Source organism: Pseudomonas sp. microsymbiont 2, from assembly GCF_054788395.1.
The window spans coordinates 211,381-223,918 of the sequence record NZ_CM139112.1 but is presented as its reverse complement, the minus strand read 5'-3'; the positions used below and the strand labels follow the sequence as shown (position 1 = coordinate 223,918).

Annotated in this window: 12 protein-coding genes; 4 read left to right on the top strand and 8 right to left on the bottom strand. The window is 64.6% G+C overall.

Going from position 1 to position 12,538, the window contains the following annotated elements; all coding sequences use genetic code 11:
- Together ACYUME_RS01060 and ACYUME_RS01055 are read left to right on the top strand one after the other, a co-directional pair.
- On the top strand, positions 1 to 939 hold the full coding sequence (locus ACYUME_RS01060) for an MlaD family protein (protein WP_460417816.1): 939 nt from the start codon (positions 1 to 3) through the stop codon (positions 937 to 939).
- A complete protein-coding gene (locus ACYUME_RS01055) occupies positions 936 to 1,550 on the top strand; it encodes an ABC-type transport auxiliary lipoprotein family protein (protein ID WP_460417814.1) in 615 nt (204 codons plus the stop codon). Before ACYUME_RS01060 ends, ACYUME_RS01055 begins: the two co-directional genes overlap by 4 nt.
- On the opposite strand, the gene ACYUME_RS01050 is transcribed toward ACYUME_RS01055, so the two are convergent.
- The 5 genes from ACYUME_RS01050 to ACYUME_RS01030 form a co-directional block, all read right to left on the bottom strand.
- A complete protein-coding gene (locus tag ACYUME_RS01050) occupies positions 1,532 to 2,761 on the bottom strand; it encodes a nucleoside recognition domain-containing protein (protein ID WP_460417812.1) in 1,230 nt (409 codons plus the stop codon). The two genes, ACYUME_RS01055 and ACYUME_RS01050, sit on opposite strands and share 19 nt — an antisense overlap.
- Before the next feature lie 265 nt (positions 2,762 to 3,026).
- On the bottom strand, positions 3,027 to 4,361 hold the full coding sequence (gene gltP, locus ACYUME_RS01045; RefSeq protein WP_186732102.1) for a glutamate/aspartate:proton symporter GltP: 1,335 nt from the start codon (positions 4,359 to 4,361) through the stop codon (positions 3,027 to 3,029).
- 731 nt (positions 4,362 to 5,092) lie between these two features.
- Positions 5,093 to 5,563: an inhibitor of vertebrate lysozyme family protein gene (locus ACYUME_RS01040; protein ID WP_460417810.1), complete on the bottom strand. Its 471-nt coding sequence runs from the start codon at positions 5,561 to 5,563 to the stop codon at positions 5,093 to 5,095.
- Positions 5,564 to 5,568: 5 nt separating this feature from the next.
- Positions 5,569 to 5,730, bottom strand: a complete 162-nt coding sequence (locus tag ACYUME_RS01035; protein WP_028688664.1) for a DUF1328 domain-containing protein — start codon at positions 5,728 to 5,730, stop codon at positions 5,569 to 5,571.
- A 45-nt stretch (positions 5,731 to 5,775) separates the two neighbouring features.
- Positions 5,776 to 6,060 (bottom strand): hypothetical protein, encoded by a 285-nt coding sequence (locus tag ACYUME_RS01030; protein ID WP_460417808.1) that lies wholly within the window; start codon positions 6,058 to 6,060, stop codon positions 5,776 to 5,778.
- 335 nt (positions 6,061 to 6,395) lie between these two features.
- Here ACYUME_RS01030 and algB point away from each other — a divergent pair, with 335 nt between their 5' ends.
- Together algB and ACYUME_RS01020 are read left to right on the top strand one after the other, a co-directional pair.
- A complete protein-coding gene (gene algB, locus ACYUME_RS01025) occupies positions 6,396 to 7,742 on the top strand; it encodes a sigma-54-dependent response regulator transcription factor AlgB (protein ID WP_279884611.1) in 1,347 nt (448 codons plus the stop codon).
- An 8-nt stretch (positions 7,743 to 7,750) separates the two neighbouring features.
- Complete coding sequence (locus tag ACYUME_RS01020) at positions 7,751 to 9,517, top strand: KinB sensor domain-containing domain (RefSeq protein ID WP_279884614.1); 1,767 nt, start codon at positions 7,751 to 7,753, stop codon at positions 9,515 to 9,517.
- A gap of 22 nt (positions 9,518 to 9,539) precedes the next feature.
- Here the strand turns inward: ACYUME_RS01020 and ACYUME_RS01015 are convergent, their stop codons facing one another.
- The 3 genes from ACYUME_RS01015 to ACYUME_RS01005 form a co-directional block, all read right to left on the bottom strand.
- Positions 9,540 to 11,159, bottom strand: coding sequence for an EAL domain-containing protein (locus ACYUME_RS01015; RefSeq protein ID WP_279884616.1), 1,620 nt, complete (start codon positions 11,157 to 11,159; stop codon positions 9,540 to 9,542).
- Positions 11,160 to 11,253: 94 nt separating this feature from the next.
- Positions 11,254 to 12,030, bottom strand: a complete 777-nt coding sequence (locus tag ACYUME_RS01010) for an N-acetylmuramoyl-L-alanine amidase (protein WP_460417806.1) — start codon at positions 12,028 to 12,030, stop codon at positions 11,254 to 11,256.
- An 84-nt stretch (positions 12,031 to 12,114) separates the two neighbouring features.
- Positions 12,115 to 12,510 carry a hypothetical protein gene (locus ACYUME_RS01005; protein ID WP_460417805.1) on the bottom strand — a complete coding sequence of 132 codons (396 nt, stop codon included), beginning with the start codon at positions 12,508 to 12,510 and terminating at the stop codon, positions 12,115 to 12,117.
- Positions 12,511 to 12,538 lie beyond the last annotated feature (28 nt).

Below are 12,538 nucleotides of genomic sequence, written 5' to 3'. Positions count from 1 at the left end.
ATGGAAACCCGAGCTCATCATGTCCTGATCGGCCTGGTCACCGTGCTGGTGGTGGCCGGTGCCATGCTGTTCGGCCTGTGGCTGGCCAAATCCAGCGTCGACGACGCCTTCAAGGACTACGAAGTGGTGTTCAACGAGGCCGTCTCGGGCCTGTCCCGAGGCAGCCCGGTGCAGTACAACGGCATCAAGGTCGGTGACGTCAGCAGCCTGCGCCTGGATCCGCAGGACCCGCGCCGGGTGCTGGCCCGGGTGCGCCTGAACGGCGACACGCCGGTCAAGGAGGACACCCAGGCCAAGCTCACCCTCGCCGGGGTGACCGGCAACTCGTTCATCCAGCTCAGCGGCGGCACTCCGCACAGCCCCGAGCTCAAGGGCAAGGGCGGCAAGCTGCCGGTGATCGTCGCCTCGCCCTCGCCGATCTCGCGCCTGCTCAACGACAGCAGCGACCTGGTGACCAACATCAACCTGCTGCTGCACAACGCCAACCAGATGTTCTCCGAGCGCAACATCGAGCACTTGAGCAACACCCTGGCCAACCTCGACCAGACCACCGGCGCCTTCGCCAGCCACAAGGGCGGGATCGCCGAGGCCATCGAACAGCTGTCCCTGGTCGGCAAGCAGGCCAATGCCACCCTCGCCGAAACCCAGGCGCTGATGCGCAACGCCAACGGCCTGCTCGGCAACCAGGGCAAGCAGGCCATCGGCAGTGCTGAGCAGGCCATGCAGTCGCTGGCCGAGAGCACCGCCACCATCAACAGTCTGCTGCAGGACAACCGTCAGTCCCTGGACGACGGCGCCCAGGGCCTGAACCAGATCGCCCCGGCGATCCGCGAACTGCGTGAGACCCTCAACTCGCTCAAGGGCATCTCCCGGCGCCTGGAAGCCGACCCCAGCGGCTACCTGCTGGGCCGCGACAACAACAAGGAGTTCCAGCCATGACCCCGTCGCTGCGCCTGACCTTCGCCGCCGCCACGCTGAGCCTGGTTTCGGCCTGTTCGATCCTGCCACAGAGCGAGCCTGTGGATATCTATCGCCTGCCCGTGAACCAGCCGGCCCGCGCCGCCGCGCCGCTGGACTGGTCGCTGCGCCTGAACAAGCCGCTGGCCAGCGAAGCCTTGGCCGGGCCGCGTATCGCGGTAGTCCCCCAGGGTGACGTGATCAGCAGCTACAAGGGCGCGCGCTGGAGCGACCCGGTGCCGATGCTGGTGCGCAACCGCCTGCTCGACGGCTTCCAGCGCGATGGCCGGGTGCCGCGCCTGAGCGCCGATGACAGCAACCTGCAGGCCGACTACGAACTGGGCGGCGAGCTACAGGCGTTCCAGAGCGAATACCGGACCGGTGGGGTGGTGGAGGTGGTGATCCGCTACGACGCCAGGCTGGTGCAGGGCCGCAGCCAGCGCATCCTCGCCAGCAAGCGCTTCGAGGTGCGCCAGCCATTGACCGAGCAGAAAGTGCCGGCGGTGGTCGCCGGCTTCGGCGCGGCCAGCGACCAGCTGGCGCGGCAGGTGATCGACTGGACCGTCAGCCAGGCTCAGGCGAAGAACCAGTAGCAGACCAGGATCGCCGCGATCACCCCGGCCAGCTCGGCCAGCAGGGCACAACCCACCGCGTGGCGCACGCGCTGGATGCCCACCGCGCCGAAGTACACCGCCAGCACGTAGAAGGTGGTCTCGGTGCTGCCCTGCACGGTCGCCGCCACCAGCGCCGGGAAGCTGTCCACGCCTTGGGTCTGCATGGTCTCGATCAGCATGGCCCGCGCCGCACTGCCGGAGAACGGCTTGACCAGCGCGGTGGGCAGGCCCTCGACGAAGCGGGTATCCAGGCCCATCCAGGTCACCGCGTGGCGAATGCCGTCCAGGGCCAGCTCCAGGGCGCCAGAGGCGCGCAGCACGCCGACCGCCACCAGCATCGCCACCAGGTAGGGCAGCAGCCCCTTGGCCACGTCGAAGCCCTCCTTGGCGCCCTCGACGAAGGCCTCGTACACCTGCACCCGCCTCAGCGCGCCGATCACCAGGAACAGCATGATCACGCCGAACAGCGTCAGGTTGCCGAGGATCGACGACAGGCTGGCCAGCGCGGCCGCCGACAGTGTGCCAAGGAAGGCCATGAAGCCACCCAGCAGCAGGGCGCCCGGAACCAGGTAGGCGAGCACCACCGGGTCCCACAGGCGCAGGCGCTGCATCACCGCCACCGACAGCAGGCCGACCAGGGTCGAGCAACTGGTGGCCAGCAGGATCGGCAGGAACACCATGGTCGGGTCCGGAGCGCCTTGCTGGGCGCGGTACATGAAGATGGTCACCGGCAGCAGGGTCAGCGACGAAGCGTTGAGCACCAGGAACAGGATCTGCGCGTTGCTCGCCGTGGTGCTGCTGGGGTTGAGCTCCTGCAGCGAGCGCATGGCCTTCAGGCCGATGGGCGTGGCGGCGTTGTCCAGGCCCAGGCCGTTGGCGGCGAAGTTCATGGTGATCAGGCCCAGGGCGGGGTGGCCGGGTGGCACTTCCGGCATCAGCCGGGCGAACAACGGGCCGAGCACCTTGGCCAGCCATTCGACGATGCCGGCCTTCTCGGCGATCTTGAGAAAACCCAGCCACAGGGTCAGGGTGCCGAACAGCAGGACCATGACCTCCACCGACAGCTTGGCCATGGCGAAGATGCTCTCGACCATCGCGGCGAAGATGCCAGCGTTGCCGCCAACCAGCCATTGGGCCAGGGCGGAGATGGCCGCCACCAGGAAAAAGCCGAGCCACAGGCCGTTGAGCATCCGTGTGTTCCCCCGTGAAAAATGCCCGAATGATAGCGCATGCCGGTGCCTGGCTGGAGGCCGCGCACCTGTAGGAGCGGCCTTGTGTCGCGATGGGGCGCGTAGCGGCCCCAGGATCTCAGCGCCAAGGCAGAAATAGCTGGGGCCGCTTTGCGGCCCTTTCCGACCGGTCCGACGCCTCGGCAAGGCCGCTCCTACAGGGGGCGTGGTCGCCTATAAAACAAAAAGCCCCGACAAGTCGGGGCTCTTCGTTCAGCTCAAGGCCTTACTGGTTGACGGTCTTGCCCGCCACCACGGCTTCTTTCTTGCCTTTGTCCAGCACCAGCGACTGGTAGTACGCCGCGCCTTTCTCGGCGTCGTACATGCCCTGCCACTTGGCGATGACCACCGCCGCCAGGGCGTTGCCCACCACGTTCAGCGCGGTACGGGCCATGTCCATGATGCGGTCGACACCGGCGATGAAGGCCAGGCCTTCCAGCGGAATGCCCACGCTGCCCAGGGTGGCCAGCAGCACCACGAAGGACACGCCCGGCACGCCGGCGATACCCTTGGAGGTGACCATCAGGGTCAGCACCAGCAGCAACTGCTGGCTCCAGGACAGGTCGATGCCGTACAGCTGGGCGATGAAGATCGCCGCGATGCTCTGGTACAGGGTCGAGCCGTCGAGGTTGAACGAGTAGCCGGTCGGCACCACGAACGAGCAGATCGACTTCGGCGCGCCGTACTTCTCCATCTTCTCGATCACGCGCGGCAGCACGGTCTCGGAGCTGGAGGTGGAGTAGGCGAGGATCAGCTCGTCCTTCATGATGCGCATGATCTTGATGATCGAGAAGCCGAACACGCGCGCCACCAGGCCCAGCACCATGAAGGCGAAGAAGGCGATGGCGAAGTACACCAGCAGCACCAGCTTGGCCAGCGGCAGCAGGGAGGCGAAGCCGAAGTTGGCGACGGTGGCGGCGATCAGGGCGAACACGCCGATCGGGGCGTAGTTCATGATCATGTGGGTGACCTTGAACATGGTCTCCGACACGCCCTGGAAGGTGCGCACCAGCGGCTCGCGCAGGTCGGCGTTGAGGCTCGACAGGCCCATGCCGAACATCACCGAGAAGAAGATGATCGGCAGCATCTCGCCACGCATCAACGCCGCGAAGATGTTCGACGGGATCAGGTTGAGCAGGGTCTCGATGAACGCGTGCTCATGCTGCACCTCGGCCGCGGTGGCCTGGTACTTGGAGATATCGACGGTGCCCAGGGTGCTCATGTCGATGCCGGCGCCCGGGTGGAACACGTTGGCCAGGACCAGGCCGACGACGATGGCGATGGTGGTCACCACCTCGAAGTAGATGATGGTCTTCAGGCCGATGCTGCCCAGTTTCTTCGCGTCGCCTACCCCGGCGATGCCCACGATCAGCGACGAAATCACGATCGGGACGACGATCATCTTGATCAGGCGAATGAAGATGTCGCCGGCGGGCTGGAGAACGTTGCTGATCCACCATGCCTTTTCTGCACTGAAATGATTCAGTAGCGCGCCGACTGCAACGCCCAGCAACAGACCGATGACGATCTGCCAGGCGAGGCTCAGTTTTGCCTTCTTCATGTCATTACCCTTTGTTGTAGTGGTCACGGGCGTCGACCGAAAAGGCGCATTCCAGAGCGGCTTGTAGCCATTCCGGTTGCGCCTGGTCCGTTCGACGTCCCACTGTAAGGACACCGCGAGCGAGCATTTCTGGCGCTCGGGCCGAGAAAAAAGGCGGCAACTATTGCGACGCGGGGAGGGGCAGTCTAATGCCGGAAACGACTACCCTATGCACAATCGGCATGAGAGCAAAAGCCAGAATCAGCCATCGGCAAGCCCTTGATTTTCAACGTTCGGATTTCCGAACATGGCCAAAGCGCCATTTTTCGGCAGATCTAGCAGGGGGACGGATGGGTGTTGGATGGCATGTTCGACAATCCGAATGGCTGAAATGCCACGCGAGCTGACCTGTCGGACAGGTAAAAATATTTCGATATACGGTCGCGACAAAATGTGTCCAGAAGGAAAGTCGCGCATATATAAGGAAGGATTCCCACATAAGGCGCTTCGGAAGCCAGATCGGTCACACGATTTCGAGCGAACCTGGCCGACCTGCAACTTCCGATGCCACCCTCTCCTGACCTGGCCCGTCGCGGAGGTACTCCCTGTACCCCTAGGCCACTCCGACCCTGCAACAGTCAGAACGGCCCGGCCCCCTGGTCATGCACGGCCCCTCCTCGGGGCCGCGCATCATAGAAGCCTGAAAGATAAAAAGGTTCAGCTTCTATTGCGTTACAGCGCGCGACCGTTGGTCAGTACCAGTTCGGGTCACGCTTGAGCTGCTCCTGCAGCAGGGCTTTCATGCCCTCGTCCGGCTTGCCCAGCCAGCGATAGTCCGCATGGCGGGTCGGCGACTTGTCGGCGGGCAGCCCCTCGGGCACCTCCACGAGCATGCCGTAGGCTTCGTCCTTGTCCCAACTGAACGCCACGATCAGGCGCTTGTAGGTGCAGTTGCCTTCGGACTCGCACAGCGGCCCGACAAGGTACTGGTCACCGTCCTCGGTCAGCGCCGACATCTGTTGCGCCGAGCTGCCGCTCAGGTTGATCACCCATTCAGGCAGTCGTTCTTCGTTCTTGATGGTCTTCTGCCAGGTTTCCCGGTACTGCGGGTCCGAGCCAAGCAACTGGTTGGCTCGGACCTGTCCGTCATTGGCAGCCATCGCCGTCGCGCCACTGCCCAGCAGCAGGGCAACGACCAAGGCCTTGGAGAGCATCCTGCTCATGGTCTTCAACCCCTGCCGCGTCCGAAGAAGAAGGAGGCAACGAACAGCACCAGGAAGATGATGAACAGAATCTTCGCGATACCCGTCGCTGCACCGGCGATACCACCGAAGCCCAGGACCGCAGCGATGATGGCGATGATCAGGAAGGTGATGGCCCAACTCAGCATGATGTTTCTCCTTTTCTCGTGCGAAATCGGTCGTGTGCTTCGGCGTCAGAACACCCAGCGCTCCTGGGGCACGGTACGCTCGAGCACGGCAGGGGCGGTGTCAGCGGACGGCAACGGCTCCGCCGCCTTTACCAACGTGCTGGCATGGCTCGTCCTCAATTGCGTCAACAGAGCGGTCTGTGCCGCCACCTGCTCGGCGAGGCGGGCGGTCTGCCAGCTGTAGTGGAACAGGCCGACCGCCAGGGTGAGCAGCAATGCCATGCCGAGGAACAGCAGCTGATGCACGGGCAAAACGGCGGACTGCGTGCGGTTGACGTGCTGGCGATTCATGCCGGTTCCTCCTGCTGTACTTGTTATGCAAACCTGGAGGGGCTGTTGCAGCCTGTGTGCCAGCATTTTTGATTCTAATTAATCGTTTAAAATCAATAACATACAAAAAACAAAAGGTTCTACGGGGACGCATACTGCACGATGCCTCGTGGATTACCGTGCGATTTGCACGATCAGGCCGGCTTCTTCGTCGGCTCCAGGCCAGTGAATCCTGGGAGGCTATCGCTGTCTGCCTTTCGGCTAGCATGCATCGCGTCGAATCAATCAGAATCAGCCATGCAACTTGCCCGATTTTTCCGACACTAATTGAGATTCACCCCAAAGGAGCGTAGGAAATGGAATCAGCCCCGGACAACCAAGGCCGCATTCTGCTGGTGGACGATGAGTCCGCCATCCTGCGCACCTTCCGCTACTGCCTCGAGGACGAAGGCTACAGCGTGGCCACCGCCAACAGCGCCACCCAGGCCGAGACCCTGCTGCAGCGCCAGGTGTTCGACCTGTGCTTCCTCGATCTGCGCCTGGGCGAGGACAATGGCCTGGACGTGCTGGCGCAGATGCGCATCCAGGCCCCCTGGATGCGGGTGGTGATCGTCACCGCCCACTCGGCGATCGATACCGCGGTGGACGCGATCCAGGCCGGCGCCGCCGATTACCTGGTCAAGCCCTGCAGCCCCGACCAACTGCGCCTGGCCACGGCCAAGCAGCTGGAAGTGCGCCAGCTGTCGGCGCGACTGGAAGCCCTCGAGGGCGAAGTGCGCAAGCCCAAGGACGGCCTGGACTCCCACAGCCCGGCAATGATGGCGGTACTGGAAACCGCCCGTCAGGTGGCCACCACCGACGCCAACATTCTCATCCTCGGCGAATCCGGCACCGGCAAGGGCGAGCTGGCGCGGGCCATCCACGGCTGGAGCAAGCGCGCGCGCAAGGCCTGCGTGACCATCAACTGCCCGTCGCTGAACGCCGAGCTGATGGAAAGCGAGCTGTTCGGTCATACCCGAGGCGCGTTCACCGGTGCCAGCGAAAGCACCTTGGGGCGCGTGAGCCAGGCGGACGGCGGCACGCTGTTTCTTGACGAGATCGGCGACTTTCCCCTCACGCTGCAACCAAAATTGCTGCGCTTCATCCAGGACAAGGAATACGAGCGGGTCGGCGATCCGATCACCCGCCGCGCCGATGTGCGCATTCTTGCGGCGACCAATCTCAACCTCGAGGAAATGGTCCGCGAAAACCGCTTCCGCGAAGACCTGCTGTATCGCCTCAACGTCATCACCCTGCACCTGCCGCCGCTGCGCGAACGCAGCGAGGACATCCTGACCCTGGCCGACCGCTTCCTGGCCCGCTTCGTCAAGGAGTACTCGCGGCCGGCCCGAGGCTTCAGCGACGAAGCCCGCACCGCGCTGCTCAACTATCGCTGGCCGGGCAACATCCGCGAACTGCGCAACGTGATCGAACGGGCCAGCATCATCTGCCCACAGGAACGGGTGGAAATCAGCCACCTGGGCATGACCGAAGCCCCGACCAGCAACGCCCCCAGGGTAGGCGCGGCGCTGAGCCTGGACGAGCTTGAGCGCGCCCACATCGCCGCGGTACTGGCCGCCAGCGACACCCTCGACCAAGCCGCCAAGACCCTCGGTATCGATGCCTCGACGCTGTATCGCAAGCGCAAGCAGTTCAACTTGTGAGGTGGCCGATGAAGCTGCGCACACGGTTGTTCCTCAGCATCTCGGCGCTGGTGACGGTGGCGCTGCTCGGCCTGTTGCTGGGGCTGATCAGCGTGCTGCAGATGGCAACGGTGCAGCAGCGCCTGGTGCAGGACACTTCCCACACCCTGGAGCTGGGCCTGAAGCTGCGACAGAACCTGGGCGAGCAACTGAACCTCATGCTCGACGATGGCACCGACCCGAAGAACCTGGTCACCCTGCAGAACCAGTTCCAAAGCCTGCTCAACCAGGGGCTGGAGCAAGGCGGTGAGCGCACCGGTTTCAGCAAGGCCAGCAGCAACTACCAGGCGTTCATTCAAGCGTATCGGGAGAGCCCGACACCGGCGCTGAGCATGGGCGTTGACCAGCCCCTGGGCGCCGCGTTCAACCAGGTCCGCACCGACCTGCTCGACTCTCACCGCCAGGCGCTGGAACACATCGTGCGCAGCGAAGAGCAATCCCGCCACCACGCCCTCATGGTCGGCGGCGTGCTCGGCCTGGTGGGCTTGGCCGTGCTGGTGCTGGGCTTCGTTACCGCGCACAACATCGCCCGGCGCCTCGGCCAACCGATCGAGGCGCTGGCCAAGGCCGCCGACCAGGTGGGCCAGGGCAATTTCGAGGTGACCTTGCCGATCACCCAGGCGACCGAGCTCAACCAGCTGACCCGCCGCTTCGGCCTGATGGCCGATGCCCTGCGCAAGCACCAAGCGACCAATGTCGACGAGTTGCTCGCGGGCCAGCAGCGCCTGCAGGCCGTGCTCGACAGCATCGACGACGGCCTGCTGATCATCGATCGCCAGGGCCGCCTGGAACACCTCAACCCGGTGGCCCAGCGTCAGTTGGGCTGGGACCCGAGCCGCCTCGGCGCAAGCCTGGCCGAGGCCCTGCAGCGCCCGGAACTCGAACAGCAGCTGCGCCAGGTCCTGCGCGGCGGCGGCCTGGACCGCCCGCCCGAAGACCTGAGTCTGGAGGTGGACGAGGAAACCCGCCTGCTGACCTACAGCCTGACCCCGGTCAGTCATCCCCAAGGCCCCATTCTTGGCGCGGTGATGGTGCTGCACGACGTCACCGAACAGCGCGCCTTCGAGCGGGTGCGCAGCGAGTTCGTGCTGCGCGCCTCCCACGAGCTGCGCACACCGGTCACCGGCATGCACATGGCCTTCGGCCTGTTGCGCGAGCGGATCAGCTTCCCGCCCGAAGCGCGGGAGAACGACCTGCTGGACACCATCGGCGAGGAAATGCAGCGCCTGACTCAGCTGATCAACGACCTGCTCAACTTCTCCCGCTACCAGAGTGGCCTGCAGAAGCTGGAGCTGGCGCCATGCGCGCTCGACGAGCTGTTCGAGCGCGCCGTGTCACGCTTCGCCGAGCAGGCGGCGGCCAAGCAGATCGAGCTGCTCAGTGAACTGGAGCCGCCGCTGCCGCGCATCCAGGCCGATGTTGCCCAGCTCGACCGGGTACTCGACAACCTGTTGCACAACGCCGTGCGCCATACCGCCAGCGGCGGGCACATCCGCCTGCATGCCCGGCGCCATGCCGAACGCGTGATCATCAGCGTCGAGGACAACGGCGAAGGCATCGCCTATGGGCAGCAGGGGCGGATCTTCGAGCCCTTCGTACAGGTGGGGCGCAAGAAAGGCGGGGCCGGTCTGGGCCTGGCGCTATGCAAGGAAATCGTGCAGTTGCACGGTGGGCGCATGGGCGTGTTCTCGCGTCCGGGGCAAGGCACTCAGTTCTACATGACATTGCCGGCCTGACGTCACGGGACAAGCCCTGCCTTCAGGGCTCGTCATCGATCCGTCGCCTCGACACCCGCCGCCCACGCGTGATCAGCTCGGCGAACTGACGGGCGTTCAGCGGGTGGGCGAACAACCAGCCCTGCCCGTAATTGACCCCTTCGGCATTGAGCAGCACGGCCTGGTCCTCGCATTCGATGCCCTCGGCGATCACCCGCAGGTGCAGGTCGTGGGCCATGCGGATGATGTGCGGCGCCACGCCGCTGCTGGCCGCGTCATGGCCCAGCGCGTCGATGAACGACTTGTCGATCTTCAGGCAGTCCACCGGCAGGGTCTGCAGGTACGCCAGGCTGCTGTAGCCCGTGCCGAAGTCGTCGATCAGCACCTGGTGCCCCACCGCCCGCAGCGCCTGCAGGTTGTCCCGGGCCACCACCACATCGATCAGGCCGCGCTCGGTCACCTCGAAGGCGATCTGGCTGGCAGCCACCCGATGGTGGGCGAGCAGACGCGCGGCCACCCGGCCGATACGCGGCGCCATCACGTCGCAGGCCGCCAGGTTCACCGAGATGTACAGCTGGCGGTTGGCCCGCAGCAGCGCCCCCAGTTGCTCCAGCACCCGCTGCAGGACGAAGTCGGTGATCTGGCGGATCTGCCCGGTGTTTTCCGCCAGTGGGATGAACAGCTCCGGGCTGGTCAGGCTGCCGTCCGGGCGACGCCAGCGCACCAGGGCCTCGGCACCGACACAGCGGCGGCTGTCCAGTTCGAAGATCGGCTGGTAGAGCACCTGCAACTCACCACGGCGCAGTGCCTGCTGCAGCTCCGAACTCATCGAGCGCCGTTGCAGGATCAGTTGCAACACCAGCCAGCCGATGCAGCAGGCCAGCACCAGGCTGCCCGGGAACAGCAGCCAGAGCATGCCGTTGAGCTTCAGCGGCAAGCTGGCACGGGGCGCGATCAGGACCAACTGGTAGTCCGGCGACTTGGTCGCCATGCGATAGACCAGCCGGTCAGGTAGTTCGATCAACGACTTGTGCGAAGGTGGCGGCCAATCGGTGACCGGGGGCCAGGCCTGAGTCGGCCCAAGTACCGGAATGGCCCGAGTGCCGCGATCCAACAGCACCAGCAAGCTGCCGCCGGGCGGCAGGTCGACCACATCACTGAGATGACCGCGGGACGTGGACACCAGGAAGTTGCCGCGCCCCAGCATCAGCGCCGCCAGGTTTTCATTGGGTTCAGTGGTGGTGTTGAGCCAGTAGCTGTAGGTCGGCCCCTGGATATCCGGGGCACGCAGCGGCTCGATGACCCGCCCGCCGCCACGATTTGAGCAGGCCAGCGTACCGTTCACGTAAGCCGCCTCGTAGATGAACCGCGATTTCAGGGCGACCTGCTGCAGCTCGGCCAGCATCGACGCGTCACAGCCACGCAAGGGTTGCGCCTGAAGCTGGTCGACCGCCTCGCGCAGCTGGCCGAAGACCTGCTCCAGTCGCTCGAGAAAGCGCTCGCCCTGGGCGTTCATCTGGTCGCTTTCGCTGTGTTTCATCTGCTGCAACGTCACGCCGACGCTGGCTGCGAGCAACAGCGAGGCGCTGGCCAGGGCCGCGATTGCGGCCATCAGCCAGGGACGGTGAAAAAATTGACGCAATGTAGCGAGCAGGGCAGACATGCGCGGCATCCAGTTGAATACAAAAGGTATAGCAACGGAATGAACGATTGGCGCGGCCGTTGGGCGCTAAAGCGCCCTGGGGCCTATACAGGGCTTAACCCTTGCGGTTGAGCACCTGCAGCATCGCGGCGGTCTGCGCATCCGGCATGCCGTCGAAGCGCTGAGGACGGAAACGCATCTGGAAGGCGCCAATCACATGCCGCGTGGCCACATCCAGCTCGCCGGTCTGCTCGATGGCATAGCCGAAGCGCGCCAGTTGCTGCTGATACCAGCTGATGGTAGGCGGGTTGACCTCGAAGTAGGCCTGCTGCCGCGCCACGGCGGCGGCATCCGGCCATATACCCAGCCCGGCGTCGGCCAGGCGCTTCCAGGGGAACAGCGGCCCCGGATCGAGCTTGCGCAATGGCGCGATGTCGCTATGGCCGATGATATGGCGCGGATCGATGTGGTTACGCTGGACGATGTCCCTGAGCAGGGCGATCAGCGCCTGGACCTGCGCTTCGCTGTAGGGATGCCAGACCCGGCCAGTCGGCGTGTCGGTATAGCCCGGGTTGACGATTTCGATGCCGATGGAGCTGGAGTTGAGCCAGGTACGGCCCTGCCATTGGCTGTCGCCGGCGTGCCAGGCGCGACGGCTTTCGTCCACCAGCTGGTAGACCGTGGCCGGTCCGTCGCCGATCAGGTAGTGGGCGCTGACCTCGCCGTGGGTCAGCAGCGCGAGCGACCGCTCGAGCGAAGCGTTGGTGTAATGCACGACGACGAACTGGATACGGCTGTCCTGGTTGGCCGAAGGGTGGCTGCGATCGATGCGCAAGCCACTGGAGCAACCAGCCAGGGCCAGCAGGAACAGGGCGGTGAGGAGTTTTTTCATTGCACAGAGCACGTCATTGAGTAGGCGACAACAGCGCTACAGTATAACGTGCTCTGGGCCTGTCGTTGACGATCGGCTATCGACTCAGCGCACGCACATCACCAGAAACTCCAGCGAGTTGTCGCCGCTCGGGCCTTTCTTGTCCACCAGCTGGGTCATCACGGTCACCTGCTCGGCCAGCGGCTTGCCGATCACCTTGGCCTGGCCGTGCATCTGCCGGTCGTAGCTGCTGGCATCGATCGGCGACACCGAGCAGAAGCCTGGATCCTGATGCACGATGCGGGGATTGAACTTCAGCTTGTACTGGGTGAAGTAGTTGGCCTGCGGTTGGCGCTCGACCTGGGCGATCCACTCAGGCCACTGGCGCAGCACGCTGCCATCGGCACTCACGTGGGCGGTGAGGATCATGTCCTTGGCCATTGCACTTGCCTGGAACGCCAGGCCCAGCAGCAGTGGCATGATCCACTTGGTCATTTTCATTCTGTAGCTCCTTTCAAGATCGATCTGT